11 protein-coding genes are annotated in these 20,773 nt (G+C 43.4%); 5 read left to right on the top strand and 6 right to left on the bottom strand.

Features of this window, described 5'->3' with window-relative positions:
- Positions 1-20 precede the first annotated feature (20 nt).
- From AAHJ11_RS05415 to AAHJ11_RS05395, 5 genes are all read right to left on the bottom strand, one after another.
- Positions 21-1,181 carry a FecR family protein gene (locus AAHJ11_RS05415; RefSeq protein WP_195648444.1) on the bottom strand — a complete coding sequence of 387 codons (1,161 nt, stop codon included), beginning with the start codon at positions 1,179-1,181 and terminating at the stop codon, positions 21-23.
- Between the two features lie 66 nt (positions 1,182-1,247).
- Entirely contained in the window at positions 1,248-1,802 is a 555-nt protein-coding gene (locus AAHJ11_RS05410) for an RNA polymerase sigma-70 factor (RefSeq protein ID WP_148364364.1), read from the bottom strand.
- Positions 1,803-1,836: 34 nt separating this feature from the next.
- A complete protein-coding gene (locus AAHJ11_RS05405) occupies positions 1,837-2,538 on the bottom strand; it encodes a Crp/Fnr family transcriptional regulator (protein WP_148364365.1) in 702 nt (233 codons plus the stop codon).
- 116 nt (positions 2,539-2,654) lie between these two features.
- Positions 2,655-4,844, bottom strand: a complete 2,190-nt coding sequence (locus AAHJ11_RS05400; RefSeq protein ID WP_148364366.1) for a glutamine synthetase III — start codon at positions 4,842-4,844, stop codon at positions 2,655-2,657.
- A 132-nt stretch (positions 4,845-4,976) separates the two neighbouring features.
- The gene (locus tag AAHJ11_RS05395; protein WP_217721590.1) at positions 4,977-5,456 is read right to left on the bottom strand and encodes a hypothetical protein; all 480 of its coding nucleotides are present in this window, start codon (positions 5,454-5,456) and stop codon (positions 4,977-4,979) included.
- A 1,099-nt stretch (positions 5,457-6,555) separates the two neighbouring features.
- Here AAHJ11_RS05395 and AAHJ11_RS05390 point away from each other — a divergent pair.
- Entirely contained in the window at positions 6,556-8,763 is a 2,208-nt protein-coding gene (locus tag AAHJ11_RS05390; RefSeq protein WP_167511727.1) for a DUF5686 family protein, read from the top strand.
- Positions 8,764-8,967: 204 nt separating this feature from the next.
- Positions 8,968-10,098, top strand: coding sequence for a retron St85 family RNA-directed DNA polymerase (locus AAHJ11_RS05385; protein ID WP_148364378.1), 1,131 nt, complete (start codon positions 8,968-8,970; stop codon positions 10,096-10,098).
- Position 10,099: 1 nt separating this feature from the next.
- On the opposite strand, the gene AAHJ11_RS05380 is transcribed toward AAHJ11_RS05385, so the two are convergent.
- Complete coding sequence (locus AAHJ11_RS05380; RefSeq protein WP_320978686.1) at positions 10,100-16,057, bottom strand: DUF3320 domain-containing protein; 5,958 nt, start codon at positions 16,055-16,057, stop codon at positions 10,100-10,102.
- Positions 16,058-16,153: 96 nt separating this feature from the next.
- On the opposite strand from AAHJ11_RS05380, the gene rpsA reads away from it, so the two are divergent.
- From rpsA to AAHJ11_RS05365, 3 genes are all read left to right on the top strand, one after another.
- Positions 16,154-17,956, top strand: a complete 1,803-nt coding sequence (gene rpsA, locus AAHJ11_RS05375) for a 30S ribosomal protein S1 (protein ID WP_148364380.1) — start codon at positions 16,154-16,156, stop codon at positions 17,954-17,956.
- Between the two features lie 326 nt (positions 17,957-18,282).
- Positions 18,283-19,215, top strand: coding sequence for a ribonuclease Z (locus tag AAHJ11_RS05370; RefSeq protein ID WP_148364381.1), 933 nt, complete (start codon positions 18,283-18,285; stop codon positions 19,213-19,215).
- The gene (locus tag AAHJ11_RS05365) at positions 19,212-20,753 is read left to right on the top strand and encodes a L,D-transpeptidase family protein (protein ID WP_320978687.1); all 1,542 of its coding nucleotides are present in this window, start codon (positions 19,212-19,214) and stop codon (positions 20,751-20,753) included. Before AAHJ11_RS05370 ends, AAHJ11_RS05365 begins: the two co-directional genes overlap by 4 nt.
- Positions 20,754-20,773 lie beyond the last annotated feature (20 nt).

Below are 20,773 nucleotides of genomic sequence, written 5' to 3'. Positions count from 1 at the left end.
GTTATAATATGTATTAATAGTTATTGTTTATAAGCAATGTGCAGTACCCCTTCCCTTTGTTTGATGTCTACCATATTCAGTTCCATTATCATGTCGATAATAGGGTTCATGTTTGCATAGCGGTTGAGATAAGCTCCGATTTTTACCTGCTTGGCTGCGTCGTCTTCAAAAGTGTATTTGAATCCGTACCATTTGGATAGATATGACATGACATTTTCAAGAGGAATGTTTATAAAGATGAATGATCCAGACTCCCAGGAAGTATATAATTCAGCATTTACATTGGAGACGATACCTTTCTGGCTATTTTTGTCATAAAGGAAGTGTTGGTTTGGAAGCAATTCATAGTCTTCATTTTCATTGTTTATCTTTACGGCCCCACTCACTAATGTTGTACTTTCCACTCCTTCATCTGCGTAGGCCCTTACATTGAAAGAGGTTCCTGTCACCCGGATTGAAGTATGCGGTGTTTGCACGATGAATGGATGTGCTTTGTCCGGAGCAACATCAAAATAGGCTTCACCTTCAACTTGTACGATACGTTCCTTATTGTTGAAACAAATCGGATAAGTCAGTTGAGATTCTGCATTCAGATGTACTTTTGTTCCATCCGAAAGGACAATGTGACATTCCATACCATGCAGTGTACGGAGCGTATTCTTGATCTCTTTCACTTTGGGCTTGTTGGCAGGAGTTTGATAATTGATCCCTTTAGAATCAATGATGAATATTTCAGCTGCACCTTCCGGGAGGGCATTATCGAAAAGATTGAAGGTGTTGCCATTACTTAAAGTCAGTTCTCCGCCATGGGTTCCTGGAGTGATTTCGCCGATTGGTTCTCCGGCTACCCAATTATATATAAGGTAGGAAGCCGGTATTATCAGAAGCAAAATAAGAGCTGCATATTTCAGGCTCTTTCTCCATGAAAGAAAACCGGATGCTTTTTCTCCTCCCAATCGCGGGTAGATTCTGTCCCATGCTTTTTGTGAAGAGAAACTTTTGATTAACTGAGTGTTTTTTTCATACGTTTCCTCATTCAATATTCGTTTGGCTAGCTTTTGATGCTCCGGATTTTCATTAATCCATTCACGGTAGGCTTTTTCTTCCTCCGGGATAGCCGAATGAGTGAATAGGGAAGCAAGGAATTTTGCAATTCTAAAGTTTTCTTTGAATGAATTCATCGTTTTTAGGATTTGTTTGTATATAAAACAATCCAATCGAAAAAACGGGGTAATCAAAAAGTTACTTTATTTGCATAAAAATAGTAATAAGGCGTAGTTTATGCCTTTGAGGCTTTCGCGAAGTTTGCGATAGGCGAATTTCTTTAACGTATGGACAGTACCCTCTGAAATTTGCAATTTGTCAGCAATCTCATGGTTTTTTAACCCTTTCATGGAATATAAGATGATATTTCGCATTTGGGTAGGCAATTCTTCTACCGCTTTGCGAACTATGCGGAAAGTTTCTTGTTCGATAATTGCAGCTTCAAAACCGCTGTCAAACTTTTCTTGTTCCGGAAAATCTGGAATATCCAATTGTTCATGTTTGAGATGATTCAGGCATTTATTTCGGGTGACGGTATAGAGGAAGCTCTTAACTTTCAGAATGTCATCAAAATCTTCTTTTCGCTCCCAATAAACCAACAATGCATCTTGTACGATGTCTTTGCAAACCTCTTTGTCATCGATATAGTGGGATGAAAAAACACAAAGAATAGGATAGTAGTCATCAAATAGCTTTTTGAAAGCCTGTTTGTTACCACGTTTTATGTCTGCAATTATATTTTCTATATGTATGTTCACTATTTAGGGTGGAGCGATTGGTGCAGAAACTCTCTTACCCAATCTTACTTATTTTCTTCAGCTTTTCTTCTTCGATAATTTTAATCTTTCTTCCGTCGATAGTAATTAGTCTTTCCGTAGCGAATTGCGACAAGGTACGGATAGCGTTCGAAGTAGTCATATTGGAAAGATTTGCCAGATCTTCACGTGAAAGATAAATGCTCAAAGTGGAACCGTCTTCTTCAAGACCATAGCTTTCTTTCAAGAAAATGAGTGATTCGGCCAAGCGTCCGCGAATATGCTTTTGTGTCAGATTAACGGTACGTTCGTCGGAGATACCCAAGTCAATGGAGAGTTGGCGGATGAAGAACATGGCCAAATCATTATTTTGGGCAATCAGAGTAGTGATGGCACTCATAGGAATCAGGCAAATAACAGAGGGTTCGAAAGCTGCTGCTGCGGTTACAAAATCTTGTTTGGCAAAATAAGCACGATATGCAAAGTATTCGCGTGGTTTAATCATGCGGATAATCTGACTTCTACCCCCTACACCATCTTTGAAGATTTTCACTTTACCACTGATGAGACACATCAGATGAGACGGTGTCTCTCCTTCACAGTAGATGGTTTCATTCTTTTTGTAGGTTTGTATCGTATAATTGTTCATCAGAAACTCCTTTTGCTCATTGTTTAGAGGAGCTAACATATCGGATAACGGTTCCGAAATATCGATGTCTGACATATTCATTTTTACCATGAGTGCTACAAAACTGTGTTATACAGCACAAAAGTAAAAAGAAAAAATGAGAAAATGAACGAATCTATAAAAAGATTGCACAAAAGTGGGAGCTTTCGTGCAATCTTGTGGACGTTTTATTTAGTAAATAGTAGTTCCCTGTATTTAGGCAACGGCCATATTTCGTCGTCTACTTCCATCTCCAGGTGGTCGATGTGGTCGCGGATTTGGTCAAGATACGGGCGTACTTTTTCTTCGTATGCAAATGCCCTTTCTTTGTAGTTTTCCATGTGGTTGGCTACTTTTCTTGCTTCGGTCATATCGCGCACGAGTACTTTGATAGAAGTGACCCGGTGTGAAATCTCACGAATTAATTCTTTACGGTCGGCACTCAATACTTCGTATTCTTCAGCCGGGAATATTTCTTTCAGTCCCCGAAGATTTTCGAGCAAACGGTTCTGATAGGCAACGGCAGTAGGTACGATATGGTTGATGGCGAGGTCGCCTAATACACGGCCTTCGATCTGCACCTTCATGGTGTATTTCTCCAATTCCACTTCCAAGCGGCTGTTCAATTCGGTTTCGTTGAAAATACGTTCACCGATGAGTACTGCTTTCGATTGATTATCTACATAATGCATCAGGGCTTCCGGAACATGGCAGATATTCGTCAGTCCGCGGCGTGCGGCTTCTTGTTTCCATTCTTCGGAATAGCCGTCCCCTTCGAAACGAATCGGTTCGGAGGCGATAATTGTTTCTTTCAGCAGGCGGAAGATGGCTTCATCTTTGCCTACTCCTTCTTCCATCAGTTTTTCTACCGATGCGCGGAATTCGTTCAGCTGGTTTGCCATGGCCGCATTGATTACAATCATGGAGGCGGCACAGTTGGAAGAAGAACCTGCGGCACGGAATTCGAATCGGTTTCCGGTGAATGCGAAAGGAGAAGTACGGTTGCGGTCGGTGGTATCCAGTAAAATTTCGGGGATACGTCCGATGCCTAACTTCAGCGTGGTTTTTTCTTCCGGCGTCATTTTTTCGTTTCCTACTTGGCGGACAATTTCGTCAAGAGTGGACGAGAGTTGTGACCCCAGGAAGCAAGAGAGAATGGCGGGGGGAGCTTCATTGGCTCCCAAACGGTAGCTGTTGCTGGCGCTCATGATGGAGGCACGCAATAAATCTTGGTTTTTATAAACCATCATTAAGGCGTTCACCAGAAAAGTGAGGAATAGCATATTTCCTTTCGGGTTCTTTCCGGGAGCGAACAGATTGATGCCGGTGTCTGTGCAGAGCGACCAGTTGTTGTGCTTGCCCGAACCGTTTACTCCGCTATATGGTTTTTCGTGCAGGAGTACATTAAAATGATGTTTTCTGGCGATACGCTTCATCAAATCCATGACGAGCTGGTTGTGGTCGTTGGCAAGATTGCAGTTTTCGAAGATAGGGGCCAACTCAAATTGGTTGGGGGCTACTTCGTTATGACGGGTTTTGGCGGGAATACCCAGTTTGTGACACTCGATTTCGAGTTCTTTCATAAATGCAGTGACACGTGGAGGGATAGAACCGAAATAATGGTCTTCCAACTGTTGGTCTTTGGCAGAAGAATGTCCCATCAGTGTCCGTCCTGTCAGACAGAGGTCGGGGCGTGCATTATATAAGGAAGAGTCTACAAGGAAATATTCCTGTTCCCATCCTAAATTGGTATATACGCGTGTGATGTTCTTGTCGAATAGCTGGCAGACTTCCGTTGCTGCTTTGTCTACGGCGGCAAGTGCTTTCAATAATGGAGTTTTGTAATCCAGCGCTTCACCTGTATAAGAAATGAAGATAGTGGGGATACAAAGAGTGGTATCTACTACGAATGCTGGTGAAGAAACATCCCAGGCCGTATATCCTCGCGCTTCGAAAGTGTTGCGGATACCGCCGTTAGGGAAAGAAGAGGCATCCGGTTCTTGTTGGATCAGTAGTTTTCCGGAGAAGCGTTCGATCACTCCGCCATCTTCGCCAAATTCGATAAAGCCGTCGTGCTTCTCGGCTGTTCCGTCTGTCAGAGGTTGGAACCAGTGTGTGTAGTGAGTGACGTTGAGTGACTTAGCCCAACTTTTCATACCGTTAGCAATTAAATCTGCTATTTCACGGCTGATAGGCGTACCTTTTTCGATAGCATCGGTTACAGCTTTGTAAGCTTCTTTAGGAAGATACTCTTGCATCTTCTTGCGGTCGAACACGTGGCTACCATAATAATCAGAGAGTTTGTTGGAAGGGGCAATAACTTCCAGAGGTTTCCGGTTGGAAAGCTCTTGTAAAGCAAAAAAACGCATTTTTGACATAAATGGTCTATTTTTTATCGGTTGATGGCGCAAAATTATATGTTTTTTCTGAAAGTACCCCTATTTTTGAGGGGGTATTTTGAAAAATAATATGTTTTTCTAAAAGTGCCCCCTCTGCTGATTCTCCAACTTCTATTCTGATCGTTGCTGTTGGTCGATTTCTTTAGCCATCTGTTTAACCAAACTTTCCACTTGGATATAATGGTTGTGATAGTTCTTGAATAACAGTTTGAACACTGGGCTGCTCACGGCCATTTGAGTAAGAAATTGTAGGTGTTTACCCGTAGAGGTGTTCATATGTATACGTTTTTCTTTGCTCAAGTTATCTTGTATGGAGTAAGCACCGCATGAAATTTGGATTTCTGCAATGCCTTCATCCCAAGGATGGGTGTTGAGGTGAGTCAATGCTGCCAGGATTTTTTTCAAGTCTTTCAGCAGAATGTTTAATAGTTCGAATTCGGTGCGGTTTATGGAGCAGGAATCCGGGTTCAGGAGGAAGGCGAATTTAAGGTAGAAATCCTTTAATTCTTCTTTAGGAATAACGAATGAATCTTTGGAAGCCTTTATCATGCCTCCCACCGCTGGTTGAACGGTAACTTGTTTTGTTTCCATAATATAATTATGAGTAATGTGGTAGGCGAAGATTTTCTATGAAATAAGAGCGGTTCCGCCTTTCCCGTTGCATTTCACCAGAAGGCAGTAGATGCATTAACATTCTACACGGGGGTACGGAACCGCCATATAGAATGAACATGGACAGGCATAAAAATGCCTGCCACGAAAATTGGCAGGTTTCCCCGCCTTCTGGTATGAAATGCATTACAAAGATACGACAATTTTCTTCTTTGTCAAGAATAAAGTGATAAATAAAAAGATAGAAGGGTTGATTTAGTCATTAATATGTTTTCAGGGATCTCTTATATTTACAGATATTGGAACTCTGTATTTTTTCCATTATTGTTGAAATCCTCTTCATATTATAACTTCTTCCATACTGGTTTTATTAATTTCTCTTTCAACCTATCACCACCTTTCTGAAACTCTTTATTCATCGTGCTTGCAGAATGGTGATAAGTTGTTTCTAACCTGTCACCGCATCTATCACCTATCACCGCCCAACATTAAATAAAGCCTGCATAAAAACAGAAGCCTTGTGGAAACAAATGTTTCCACAAGGGATTACTCCAGTTTCAAGCCTTGAAACTGGAGTTTCATACGCTTGAAACTCTAGTTCCAATTACTTGAAACCATTGGTTTCTTACCGATGAAACTAGAGTTTCTCCTAGCTGAAACTCTAGTTTCAAAGGCTTGAAACACTTTATATCATCATAGGTTTCCTTTTTTACAAAATGCAGGAAGTTTATAAAGTGACGCGGATAGAGACAAGAAAAGCATAAATATACAGTATTACCAAGGTGATAGGTGACAGATGTGGTGACAGGTTAGAAACAACCTATCACCATTCTGCAAGCACGATGAATAAAGAGTTTCAGAAAGGTGGTGATAGGTTGAAAGAGGATTTTCGTTTTTTATATATGAAGCGAATAGCAGAATATACAGAGCTTCCTGCATTTATTTCGAGACAACCGCGCCAAAGATTTAGCTCATCTCCATATTATTTTGAATAATGTGAAGGTTTTCTTCTGATAACTCTTTTTAGTGTCTAACTTTCCTTGCTTTTCGATATTCTTTTTTATATTTGCCTACGTTAATGAAGGAGATACGACGATTGAGAGATAAAATATTGATAGGATGCATATTGTGTCTGTTCTCTTTTATTCCAAAGGGGGCAGCCAATAATTATATAATGAATCCTTATACCCACCAGGAAATCTCTGCTGACTCCATTATAGAACGTGTGATGACTTTTGCACCTTTGTATGAAACAATCGTAAGCGATTATCGTGCGAACTTATATATAAAAGGTAAGATGGACATTCAGAAGAAGAATTTTATTCTCCGTTATGTACCTTCTATGTTTCGTTTGCAAAAGGGTGTTCGCGAATATCTGCTTGAAACATACAGTGACCTTCATTATACGGCTCCCAATATTTACGATCAGAAAGTAAAGGCCTCGCAGGGAACTGTGAGAGGAAACAGGGGATTGCCGGGTTTGCTTGAATACTTTAATGTAAATATCTACTCTTCGTCTCTGTTGAATGATGAACGCTTATTATCACCACTGGCTAAAAACGGACAGAAATATTATAAATACCGGATAGACAGCGTGATGGGAGATCCTAACAATCTGGATTATCGGATACGTTTTATTCCCCGTACCAAGAGTGACCAGTTGGTGGGTGGATATATGGTGGTCAGTAGTAACGTTTGGAGTGTTCGTGAAATTCGTTTTTCGGGAAGATCGGAACTGATAACATTTACCTGTTGGATTAAGATGGGGGATGTAGGTAAGAAAAATGAATTCCTGCCGGTGCGCTATGACGTAGAAGCTCTTTTTAAATTTCTCGGAAATAAGGTGGATGGTAATTATACCGCTTCTTTAGACTATAAATCCATCGAACTGAAAGAAAAAAAAGTACGCAAGAAAGAGAAAAGAAAATATAATCTTTCGGAATCTTTCTCTTTACAGTGTGATACGAATGCATATAAGACGGATGCTTCTACTTTTGCTATCATGCGGCCGATCCCTTTGGATGAAAGTGAGAAAAAACTATACCATGACTATACCCTTAGACGTGACACGACTACGGTACAAAAGCAATCCAAGAGTCAGGCCTTTTGGGGAACGATGGGTGATTTGATGGTAGAAGATTATAAATTCAATTTGTCCAATATCGGAAGCGTACGGTTCTCTCCGTTTATCAATCCGCTCTTATTCAGTTATAGTGGAAGCAACGGTTTGTCCTATCGACAGGACTTCCGTTATAACCGTCTTTTCAGAGGGGATAAATTACTTCGCATTGTGCCTAAGCTCGGATATAACTTTACGCGTAAGGAATTCTACTGGTCACTGAATGCCGACTTTGAATACTGGCCGCAGAAACGGGGATTCTTCCGGTTGAATGTGGGTAACGGTAACCGTATTTATAGTAGTAAAGTGTTGGACGAACTGAAAGCTATGCCGGACAGTATCTTTAATTTCGATTTAATTCATCTCGATTATTTCAAGGACTTGTATTTCAATTTCCGACATACCGTTGAAGTAGTCAACGGACTGGATATCGGTCTGGGGTTCTCCGCCCATAAAAGAACAGCGGTAGAGCCTTCACGTTTTGTAATCACCGGTGACTATCCGATGCCGCCTCCGGAATTTATGGATAAATTCAAGAACACTTATATCAGTTTCGCTCCCCGCATCCGGATAGAGTGGACTCCGGGACTCTATTATTATATGAACGGAAAACGAAAGATTAACCTTCATTCTTTATATCCGACTTTCTCGGTTGATTATGAACGGGGTATTAAAGGAGTGTTCAAGAGTACGGGCGAATATGAAAGAATAGAGTTTGACCTTCAACATCAAATCCGGATGGGATTGATGCGTAACATTTATTATCGTTTCGGATTCGGAGCATTCACCAATCAGGATGAGTTGTATTTTGTGGACTTTGCCAATTTTTCCCGCCATAATCTTCCCGTAGGCTGGAATGATGAAATCGGCGGAGTATTTCAGGTGCTTGACTCACGTTGGTATAACTCCTCCCGCCGTTATGTACGGGGGCATTTCACCTACGAAGCTCCGTTTCTCATTCTTAGGCATCTGATGAAGTACACCCGTTATGTGCAGAATGAACGTATTTATATCAGTGCCCTCTCTATGCCGCACCTTCAACCTTATCTGGAAGTAGGATATGGCATCGGTACGCATATTTTTGACGTAGGAGTTTTTGTGAGCAGCGAAAACTGGAAATTCGGGGGGATAGGCTGTAAGTTCACGTTTGAGTTGTTCAACCGATAGTTTTCTTTGTTCCGGTTGTTTTATCGAAAGATTTTACTTATCTTTGTATAAGAGAGGATGAGGACCGAATTTAGCATCAAAGAGGTGTAGTCGCCTTGTAAGCACAGGTATTTTCCTAGAAAATAAATTCTAAGGTATAAATACCTAAATTTATTTTAGTAAATAACTCATCCTCTCTTCTCTTTTTTTATATGCATATACAAAATGGACGGAATTTTAATAACGATCATTGTTATTACCGCTTTCCTGGTTTATAAGATGATTTCCTCAAGCAGGAAACAGGAGGGGTATAAAAGATGGAAAGCAACAAGCAGTGGTAAGGAAGAAAAGACTACTAAGGTAAAATGGGAACACGGAGCCTGGCTTAGGCATGCTTTGGGGGGAACTGTTCCGAGAGCGCAGTATGTTCAAAAGTTTGATGAATCGGCTGTTGTCTGGTGCGCCAACCTGTTGGGGGTGGAAACGGTGCGGTTGAAGGAAATATTACGGGATGTTTCCGAACATTACCGGGAGTTCTGGATGAGAAAAAGAAAGGGAGGTTATCGGATGATTTCTGCTCCTGACAAAGAATTGCAATCTATTCAAACCACTATTAATTCTCGAATATTATCATCTGTGACACTGATTCATCCGGCAGCAGTAGGTTTCCGGAACGGTCATTCTGTGGTTGATAATGCCAGTCCTCATTTGGGAAAACGGTATGTGTTGAAAATGGATATTCATGATTTTTTCTTTTCGATACGGAGCCGGAGGGTAAAAAAGACATTTGAGAAGATCGGTTATCCGGAAAATGTGTCTAAAGTATTGGGAACATTGTGTTGTTTACACAGACACTTGCCGCAGGGAGCGCCTACAAGTCCGTCGTTAAGCAATATCGTCGGGTATGAGATGGATAGGAAATTAGCGGCACTGGCAGCGGAATACGGACTGGCTTACACCCGTTATGCCGATGACCTGACTTTTTCGGGAGATGTGTTTCCCAAAGAACAAATCATTCCCCGAATCAAACAAATTATCCGCGATGAGAAATTCGAACCGAATCATAAGAAGACCCGTTTTATCAATGAGTATGGCAGGAAGATTATTACAGGAGTATCTGTCTCTTCCGGTGCGAAACTGACAATCCCTAAAGCCAGAAAGAGAGAGATCCGGAAGAATGTCTATTTTATCCTGACGAAAGGTTTGGCGGAACATCAGCGCCGGATTGGCTCGAGTGATCCTGTCTATCTGAAACGGCTGATTGGAGAACTTTGTTATTGGCGGTCAATAGAACCGGACAATGCGTATGTATCCGATTCTATTAACCGTTTGAGATGTTTGGAGAAAGGGTATTAATCTAATTGGCAATCGTTACCCGTTCATTTTCTATCTTGGCGTAATTCCTTTTCACAGCTTCGCGAATACCTCTTTGCATGGCAGCGTCTATGTTCGATCCCATACGGGCAAAGCCGAACAGTTGCGCGCATGCTTTTATCAAATCTGCTGCAGGCAGGCTGATGGAGTCGGTCAATAGTTGCCGGATGGCATTGGCTATCTCTTCAGGTGGTATGTCTGTCGCTTCCCGGTCGGAAACCGGGCGATAGACTGAATAGGAAGCGCATTGTTCTTTGTCGTTCCAGCAGAAAACAAGTCCTTCGTATTCTGTGCGATAGATATTCAATGTGTCGAGTGCTGTTTCTATCTGGGCTTCTACCCGTGTTCCCAAGCGGCTGATTCCCCATTCGGACAGGATTTTCTTACAGAGCAGGGATTTACTGATTGGCGCCTCGCTTTCCATAATCTTCCGTATTTGGGAGAGGAGGATAGAGTAACTGTCCGTAAAGAAAAAGTCTTCCGGTGAATAACTGTATGGGGTAATCTTTGCAAACTTGTACTTTTGCTCTATCCGGTTTTGCGTAGAAAGAACGGAAGCTGTTTGCTTTTCAGGAGTAGCAGGCGATGCCTTGAGCACGAATGAATGTTCATTGTTGGTTATTTGTGCAGCCGGTGCAGGTTCTGCCACTTCTGTCGGAGCAGAGCCGGTTCCGGCTGCTGTCATTGAGCCGACTTTTGAACTCTTTTTCCGGGCGATAGCCTCTTGGATAGTTGCCATTACTTCGTCCGGCTTTTCCCACCAGTCCATTGTCCATATCCGGTAGATGTCCCATCCGAGTGCTTTCAATACATTATTCTGCACAATTTCCCGGTCACGTGCGGTCTTGGTGCGTTTGTAGTTTTTGCCGTCACAGATAATACCTAACTGATAGTTAGAGGTGTTTTCGGTGTCGACGATACCTATATCTATCTTGTATCCGGAGCAACCGATGTCTGTATGCACGGTGTAACCCAGTGAGCGCAGTCTGTCGGCAATGATCGTTTCGATGGAGGCTGTTGCTTCCGACTGTTGTCTTGTCACGCTGTTGATGGTGTTTCGGGTTCCCTTCTCCGCATATTCGAGGAAACGTTTTAGTCCGGCTACTCCGATGGAAGAAGTCCGGTTCAGGTCGATCATATCCGACCTTAGGGTGGAATAGATAATCATCTCATACCGGGCACGGGAAACGGCTACATTCAATCTTCTTTCACCGCCTGCCCGGTTCAGGGGCCCGAAATTCATGCTGACGCGCCCTTCTGCATCCGGACCATAGCCCACAGAGAAGAGAATGACATCGCGTTCGTCTCCCTGCACATTCTCCAGGTTCTTGATAAATAACGGTTCGTCGCATTCCAACGCCAGAGTTTCCAGTTCGGGGTAAAAGATAAAGAGGTCGGATAATAAGTCTTCTATCAAGGCTTGTTGGACAATGCTGAAAGTGACTACACCGATACTTTTCTTTCTTAATTCCTCGCTTCTCAATCTTCTCGCTATTTCGTCCACCACTGCTTGAGCTTCCGCCCGGTTCTGGCGCGACTTGCCTTTATCATAGTAACCGTTGATGTTGACTATCCTGACTTTCGATTCGATGTTGTCCGGCGAGGGGAAAGTCATCAGTTTGTTATCGTAATATTCGGAGTTGCTGAAAGCGATGAGGCTCTCGTGCTTGCTCCGGTAGTGCCATAATAAATATTTGGAAGGAATAGAGAGGGCGAGACAGTCGTCAAGGATACTCTCCAAATCTTCCATTTCAATGTTGTCTTCATCAATGGTGTTGACCGAGAAGAAACTCGTAGGAGGCATTTGTTTCGGGTCGCCTACAATAATGACGTTTTTACCCCGGGCAATGGCGCCCACCGCTTCATAAGTAGGCATCTGTGAAGCTTCATCAAAGACTATCAAATCAAATTTATCAGCGTCCGTGTCGATGAATTGAGCGACGGAAAGAGGACTCATCAGCATACACGGGCACATGCGTGACAACAAAGTGGGAATCTGGTCGAACAGCTTACGAATGGATATGCCGCGGGCATTGTTACGGATATTCTTTTGGAGGATACCCACTTCTGAACTTTGGATGGCTTCTTGAGTGAAAGACGGAATGTTGGAGGCCAACCGGGCATACAATTCTCTTTGGGTCGTTTCTTCGAATTTGGCGGATATTTGTTTGTATTTAGCAATGATGTCATTGAATATCTTACCGTTGAATAATTCCAGAGTCGGTTCTTTGTCGATGATATACCGGATAGCCGCCTGATAGAAACTCTTGCGGAAGCTGTCTGTAAGTTGCCCGGTAGGAATATTCTTTTCTTTATATTCCGTCGCAATAAATCCAATTCCCAGGCTATGCAGGGTTTGGTAGGCTTGTAGCCACTGATACCAGTCCTTGAGCTTGTCGAGGTTCTCTTTCCAGGTCAGGGCTTTAGACAAGGCAATCGTTATCCAGTCGGCTGAATCGGTATAAAGTTCTTCAGTCGAGATACCCAGCATGCCGGACAGCTTCTTTTCGGTGGTTGTGAGTGTATCTGCGAGTTGATACAGTTCATTGAAGGAATGGGCATGAATGTCTCTGAATGTTTGAATTCCTTCTGTGAGTTGTGCGGACAAATTCTGCTTGATTTGCGAAACTTTGGCAATGTCTTTAGCATAGTTCAACAAATGCGAATGAAGGGAAGTCATGTCGTCGATTATCTGTTCAATGGTGTTCCAATCCTCGTTCTTGCCGGGTCGTCCGAATAGGGAGGGAAGTTGTCCGGTGTATTTCTGAACGGCTTCGGCTTCTTCCTGATACCTGATAATGCGGTGAAGCAGAGCTTTGATGTCTTCTGTTTCAATCGTTTTTAAAGCATATATGTTGATTGCTTTTTTGATTTTCCGCAGCCCGAAATATCTGGGAAGGAACCACTGGGCGGATACCCGGTTCCATTCGGCTAACATCTGCTTTGCGTTGATGGACAGGATTTCTTGGGTGAATCCGGTTTCTATCTCTTTCCTTTGTTCATCCCGTTTCCGTCCGTGAACCACTACTTCCCGGTATTCATTCAGTGTTTCGTTGAGCAATGGCAGAGTCAGCAATCCGGGAGTCAGTTCCGGAATGTCGAGTATTTTTCGGATGATGTGGACAATCGTCCGGAAATCCTTGCGTGTAGGGCGTATATCCGTATCTTTTAGAAGTACGGAGAATACATCCAGCTTCTGCCGGATGGTGGTCAACAGGTCGATAAATCCGGTGAGCAGTTGGGAGGACTCCTCTTTAACGGCTGATGAATATTCGGTAATCGAGATGCCCGTTAATGGATGCTGATAAGGATGTCCGCACGCATTGGCCGTCCGGACTAACAGCTCGATGGCATCTTCCCATTGGGCAAATGTTTCTTTATCTAATGTATCCAGATAAACTTGTGGAATATCAAAACAAGATTCGACATCCACGGATTGATAATGAATAATGGCGTCGTATAATGAAACTCCGAACGGGTATTCTTTATGTAGGGCTTCGATATATTGATTCAATTCCGCCCGTAAATTCAGCAGGCGTTCCGCTTCCTTTCTGAATTCTTCGGGAGGTGTCTGCCTGATAATTTCCGTAGTTTCTTTCAGTTGCGAGATAACGGCGGATTTCTTTGTCTTGTTGGAATGAATCTCCAAGCAGAACGGAGCCAGGCCGATAGCCGCCAGTCTGTTTTGTACAACGGAGAGGGCAGCCATCTTTTCCGCAACAAATAAGACGCGTTTTCCTTTGTAAAGCGCATTGGCAATGATATTGGTAATCGTTTGCGATTTTCCTGTTCCCGGAGGGCCGTGCAGGATGAAAGTCTTGTCATGTACGGCTTCGTAGATGGCTTCCAGTTGTGAGGAATCGGCGATGATGGGTAATACAATGTCTGTGGGCGACAGTTGCTTATCCATATCCGTTGCATCTATTTCCTCTGTGGCGGCTTCCCATTCTATCTTTCCGTTGATGAGGCTGGACACAATCTTGTTCTGAACCAGTTTGTTGGCGTTGTTGTGGATGTCGTTCCACATGATGAATTTGTTGAAAGAGAAAATACCCAGAATCGCTTGCTCTTCCACGTCCCATTTGCGCTGGTTCTTGATGCTGTTGCGAATGATGGAATAAATCAGTTTGACATTTACACCACTTCCGTCGGTAGGCAGCGGGTCTAACCCTGATAGGGCGATTCCGAAATTTTGGCGGAGCATTTCCAATAAGGTGATGTTCATCATCGTTTCTTCCTCCCGAGAACGGATAACATAACCTTTGGCTGCCGATTTACGGATGATTTCAACCGGCAACAGCAGGATGGGAGCGTAGCGGGGGCGTTCGCTGGAGGGGGTCTCGTACCATTTTAAAAGTCCGAGAGCCAGATAGAGCGTGTTGGCTCCATTCTCTTCAATAGAGGTACGCGAAGACCGGTATAGATGGGTCAGTGCTTTGCCTAAATCGTTTTCGGATAGATAGAAACGTAGTCTTTTCTGTGAAAGTTCAGAGTTGACGAAACCAACTACAGGATCAGATTCCGGTATGGAGGAATAAATCCCGAAGTCCATTGCCGGACTCTCCCAATCGGCAGGACGGTGAAGGATGCGAAATTCTTCTCCGTCGGCCAATGCATCTTCCAAGCAGGATAGATTAGCCGGAATGAGTTGGAGTGTGTTTTTGGTGATCCGGATATTCAGCAGATTGTTGCGCAGACTTAAATCCAGCAACCGTCTTTCCCATAACAGTTGTTTGGTAATTACGGTCTGGGTTTCATTGCCTGACAAATCATACGGATTGATACTTTGCGGAGTGGCATGAACGGCACTTTTGGGAATGTCGGTCTCCTTTTCTTCTACTTCCCATACCTGCCCGTGCAGAATGCGTTGGGGGATGGGGCGGATGCCCGAATGTCTCGCTCTTTTCACATCTATGGCAAGAATGAAGTTATTTCCATCCGTCAGCTTTCCGTTCGCTTGCTTCACTGCATCGTCGAAATCGGACGAATGTCCCATGTTCATGCAGGTCGTTTCGACTAACGTTATGTCGTAGATCCCTTCGGCAGTCCGTTTGGTCAACAGAGAGACATCGTCAATGGTAGGGTCAGGGAAAGTTTCCGGCACTAGCCAGGCTCCCGCAAAAGCATGCCCTTGAGTGATGATAATGAGTGCATTCAGTCCGATTGCCTCCAGGCAGGAAGCATAGAGTAAGGCCATATCCAGACAGGTTCCCAGTTTCTGTGCCATCACGGAGTTGGCTAGCCGGACACGCTGGCCATATTCCTCGAAGCTGGCGGGGATGGTGCTGTATATAATCTGTTGTTCCGTGATAGCCGTGTAGATGGCGGCCATCTGTTTCCTTACCCGGTCCGGAGTACGGCTTTGATATTCGTCGAGGGACGGATTATCAGTCCATTGCCCCAGGATGGAAGCGGCTCTCTTGATGATCGGCAGAATGGCTGTATGATTGGGGGTGATGAAAGCGGCCAGCATTTCGGGCAATACATTGATTCCTCCCCATTGGTCGTATGCCAGAATGTCGATAGGGTAGGTTTGGCTGAATACGGAAACTGCTTCGGAAGTAATTTCAATTTTCAGATTGCCGGATAAACGTTCGGTCAGCTGTGTGAAATAGTTGGCGGACAAAGTGAGGTTGAATGATGACAGGCAGATCGAACTGTTTGCCGGAATCTGTTCCACAGCTATCGGAACGGCGTTTCCGAAAGTCGGCTCTGTTGTGATTTGTACCTGAATGTCCTTCAGTGGGGCAGGTGTCGTATTCTCAATAGAAAGCTGATGAATGACCGATGCACCGTTTTGTTGTATCGCAAAATTAATAAGCGGTAAATAGTCGCATTGCACCTTGACTTTGTCCAATCTCTCGTCCATGGCAAAAACTGTATAAATTAAAGATTGCAATATTACAAAAAATACGGATATAATTCTCTTTTCTTCTGCCATTCTTTTGTCAATCAAGAAAATATTTCTACCTTTGCGCCCGATTTATAGATAATATAATGTCTTATTTAATTAAAGTATTAAACAATTTATTTATTAATGGAAAACTTAAAGAACGTAGCTCCTATTGAAGATTTCAACTGGGATGCTTATGAAAATGGCGAATCAGTAACCAATGCAAGCCACGAAGAACTTGAAAAAGCTTACGACGGTACGCTTAACAAGGTGAACGACCGTGAGGTTGTTGACGGAACCGTAATCGCAATGAACAAGCGTGAAGTAGTTGTGAACATCGGTTACAAATCAGACGGTATCATCCCATTGAATGAATTCCGTTACAATCCGGATCTGAAGATCGGTGACACAGTAGAAGTGTACATCGAAAATCAGGAAGACAAAAAAGGACAGCTCGTTCTGTCACACAGAAAAGCCCGCGCTACTCGTTCTTGGGATCGCGTTAACGCTGCTCTGGAAAATGAAGAAATTATCAAGGGTTACATCAAGTGCCGCACGAAGGGTGGTATGATCGTAGACGTATTCGGAATCGAAGCATTCTTGCCGGGTTCTCAGATCGACGTTAAACCGATCCGCGACTATGATGTATTCGTTGGCAAAACAATGGAATTCAAAGTGGTTAAAATCAACCAGGAATTCAAAAACGTTGTTGTATCTCACAAGGCTCTTATCGAAGCTGAACTGGAACAACAGAAGAAAGAAATTATCGGTAAACTTGAAAAAGGACAGGTTCTTGAAGGAACTGTTAAAAATATCACATCTTACGGTGTATTCATCGACCTTGGTGGCGTAGACGGTTTGATCCACATCACTGACCTTTCTTGGGGACGTGTTAGCGATCCGAAAGAAGTGGTTGAACTGGATCAGAAGCTCAACGTTGTTATCCTTGACTTCGATGACGAAAAGAAACGTATCGCTCTTGGCTTGAAACAACTGACTCCGCACCCATGGGATGCTCTTGACACTGACTTGAAGGTAGGTGACAAGGTGAAAGGTAAAGTGGTTGTTATGGCTGACTACGGTGCATTCATCGAAATCGCTCCGGGCGTAGAAGGTTTGATCCACGTTTCAGAAATGTCTTGGAGCCAACACCTGCGTTCTGCACAAGATTTCATGAAGGTAGGCGACGAAGTAGAAGCTGTTGTATTGACACTTGACCGCGAAGAACGTAAGATGTCTTTGGGTATCAAACAACTGAAACAAGATCCATGGGAAACAATCGAAGAAAAGTATCCTGTAGGTTCTAAGCATACTGCAAAAGTTCGTAACTTCACTAACTTCGGTGTATTCGTAGAAATCGAAGAAGGTGTTGACGGCTTGATCCACATCTCTGACCTTTCTTGGACTAAGAAAGTAAAACACCCATCAGAATTTACTCAGATTGGTGCTGACATCGAAGTTCAGGTATTGGAAATCGACAAAGAAAACCGTCGTTTGAGCCTTGGCCACAAACAACTCGAAGAAAATCCTTGGGATGTATTCGAAACTGTGTTCACTGTAGGTTCTGTACACGAAGGTACAATCATCGAAATGTTGGATAAGGGTGCTGTTGTAGCTCTTCCTTACGGTGTAGAAGGTTTCGCAACTCCGAAACACCTTGTAAAAGAAGACGGTTCACAAGCACAGTTGGATGAGAAACTTGAATTCAAAGTGATCGAGTTCAACAAAGACGCTAAGAGAATCATTCTGTCTCACAGCCGTATCTTCGAAGATGTAGCTAAGGCTGAAGAAAGAGCAGAAAAGAAAGCTGCTTCTGGTGCTAAGAAGTCATCTTCCAGCAACAAGAGAGAAGATTCTCCGATGATCCAAAACCAGGCTGCTTCAACTACGCTGGGCGATATCGACGCTCTTGCTGCATTGAAAGAACAGTTGGAAGGAAAGAAATAATCTGAATAGAATATTTTCCAGTGAAAGGCGCTCCCGTTTGGGGGCGCTTTTTTTGTTCACCACAGAGGACACGGAGGACGCAGAGGGTAGGGAGGATATAGAGGATATAGAGGACAGGAAGGATATGGAGAATACAGAGGATTGAAGGATTGATTTAACAAATTAGCGATGGTAATATATATTTATTTATATAAACTACCCTCTTCTCCTCCGCATCCTCTCCATATCCTCTTTACCCTCTGCGTCCTCTGTGTCCTCTGTGGTGAATAGAAAAAAAGTTTCTTCCTTTGCAAGATTAAATGTGAAATGTCCTATCTTTGCATACCATGGAAAAATTCGAGTTACATATATTGGGATGCGGCTCCGCTTTGCCTACCACGCGACATTTTGCGACCTCTCAAGTCGTGAATTTGCGTGAAAAGCTTTTTATGATTGATTGTGGTGAAGGGGCACAGATGCAGTTACGCCGTTCCCGGCTGAAATTTTCCCGGTTGAATCATATCTTTATCTCTCATTTACATGGTGACCACTGTTTCGGATTGCTGGGATTGATCTCTACATTCGGATTATTGGGGAGAACTGCCGATTTGCACATCCATTCTCCACGGGGATTGGAAGAGTTGTTTGCCCCGATGCTTGCTTTCTTTTGCAAGACACTGACTTACAAGGTATTCTTTCATGAATTTGAAACGAAGGAACCGGTGCTCATTTACGATGATCGTTCGGTGACTGTAACGACGATTCCCTTGAAACACCGTATTCCCTGTTGTGGTTTCCTTTTTGAAGAAAAACAGCGTCCTAATCATATCATCAGAGACATGGTAGACTTTTATAAAGTCCCGGTTTATGAGCTGAACCGCATCAAGAACGGAGCCGACTTTGTAACTCCCGAGGGAGAAGTAATACCTAATTTACGTTTAACCCGCCCTTCGGCTCCGGCGCGTAAATATGCTTATTGTTCCGATACAATCTATCGTCCGTCCCTTGCTGAACAGATTAAAAATGTAGATTTGCTTTTCCATGAGGCTACCTTTGCACAGACCGAGCAGGCACGCGCTAGGGAAACTTATCATACCACTGCTGCACAAGCTGCACAGCTTGCTGTGGATGCTAATGTGAGACAACTGGTGATCGGACATTTTTCCGCCCGTTATGAAGATGAATCTGTCTTACTTAATGAAGCGTCCGCCATTTTCCCACAAACCATTTTAGCGAAAGAAAATTTGTGTATTGACGTTGATGGAGGGACTTGTCTATGAAAAGTAGTCGATTGCTTTGGGGAGTAATCATCCTGTTCTTTGGTTGTTTGGCAGCCTGTAAAAAAGAGAAGCCTCAATCTCCAATACCCGACTCTTTGTCTTCCCTCAAGGAACTGTTCCATCCTGCTTATCAAATAAATGCAGACAGCATTCATCAGATGATCCGTTCCTGTTTGAACGAAAATCCGGTGACTGCGTGGGATTCGGTTTTGTTGGCTCATTATCAGGAGAAGGATGAATTCTTTTGGCTGAACGATTCTCTCATATCCGATAAACCAGCCATACAGGTGGCGGACTCGATGTTATTCTGGTTAGGAAATATTTCACAGCATGGAATTAATCCGAATTATTATCCTGTCGATAGTATTCGTGGAGAATTGCAACAGATACGTACCTTGAATCTGCGTGCGGGGAAGACGATGAACCGTCTGCTGGCAGACGTGGAATATCAGTTGACAGCCGCCTATCTTTCGTATGTGTGTCAATTGAAATTTGGATTCCTGCCTTCGGAACGCAGATGGAACGACTCGATAGACCACATTCCTCTGAAACATTGTGATACGGAGTTTGCAATGGCTGCCCTTGATTCTTTGCGTGCAAACCCTAACGCCGCTTTTCGTCGGGCGCAACCCTCTTCTCCGCTTTATCATAAGATGCAGGAAGAGTTGGTTCGTGTGAATGGCTGGGGAATGACAGATACTACGGATTATTATCGGGATCGGCTATTGGTAAACATGGAGCGGGCACGTTGGCAATATGCATTGGATAAAGGACAGAAATATGTGATAGCCAATGTGGCGGCATTTATGTTGCAGGCCGTCAACGAAGAAACGGACTCTATTCTGGAGATGCGTATTTGTGTGGGGACTGTGAAGAATAAAACTCCCCTATTGTCAAGCAGGATTTATTATATGGAATTGAATCCGTACTGGAATGTGCCTCAAAGCATTATCCGGAAAGAGATTATCCCTACTTACCGTAGAGATACGACATATTTTACCCGTAACCGCATGAAAGTGTACGATAAGAATGGTACGCAGGTAGATCCCCGTAGTATTAAATGGGCGAAGTATGCAGGAAGTGGCGTACCTTATACGGTGAAACAGGACAATAAAACGGGGAATTCGTTGGGACGTATCATCTTCCGTTTTCCCAATCCTCATTCCGTATATCTGCATGACACTCCCTCCCGGTGGGCTTTTACACGGAATAATCGTGCGGTGAGTCACGGTTGTGTCCGTCTTCAAAAAGCCCTCGACTTTGCGTTTTTCCTGTTGAAAGAGCCGGATGAATTGTTGGAAGACCGTATTCGTATTGCAATGGATATCAAGCCGGTGAGCGAAGAGGGAAAGAAGCTGCCCATCAGTGTGGCTTATCGTGAATTGAAACATTATAGTTTGGAACAATATATACCTTTATTTATAGATTATCAGACGGTTTACCTGTCTGCCGATAATAAATTGAGGTATTGTGAGGACATTTATAAATATGATCCGTCCTTACTAGAGGCGATGAATAACCTGAATTTGAAACCATAAATAAACATACAGATACGAGA

Origin of the sequence: Bacteroides sp. 90-K9/2, from assembly GCF_047310725.1 — a bacterium.
Taxonomy (GTDB): Bacteria; Bacteroidota; Bacteroidia; order Bacteroidales; family Bacteroidaceae; genus Bacteroides; species Bacteroides vicugnae.
The sequence above is the reverse complement of the archived record's forward strand: the minus strand, read 5'-3'. Positions and strand labels throughout refer to the sequence as shown.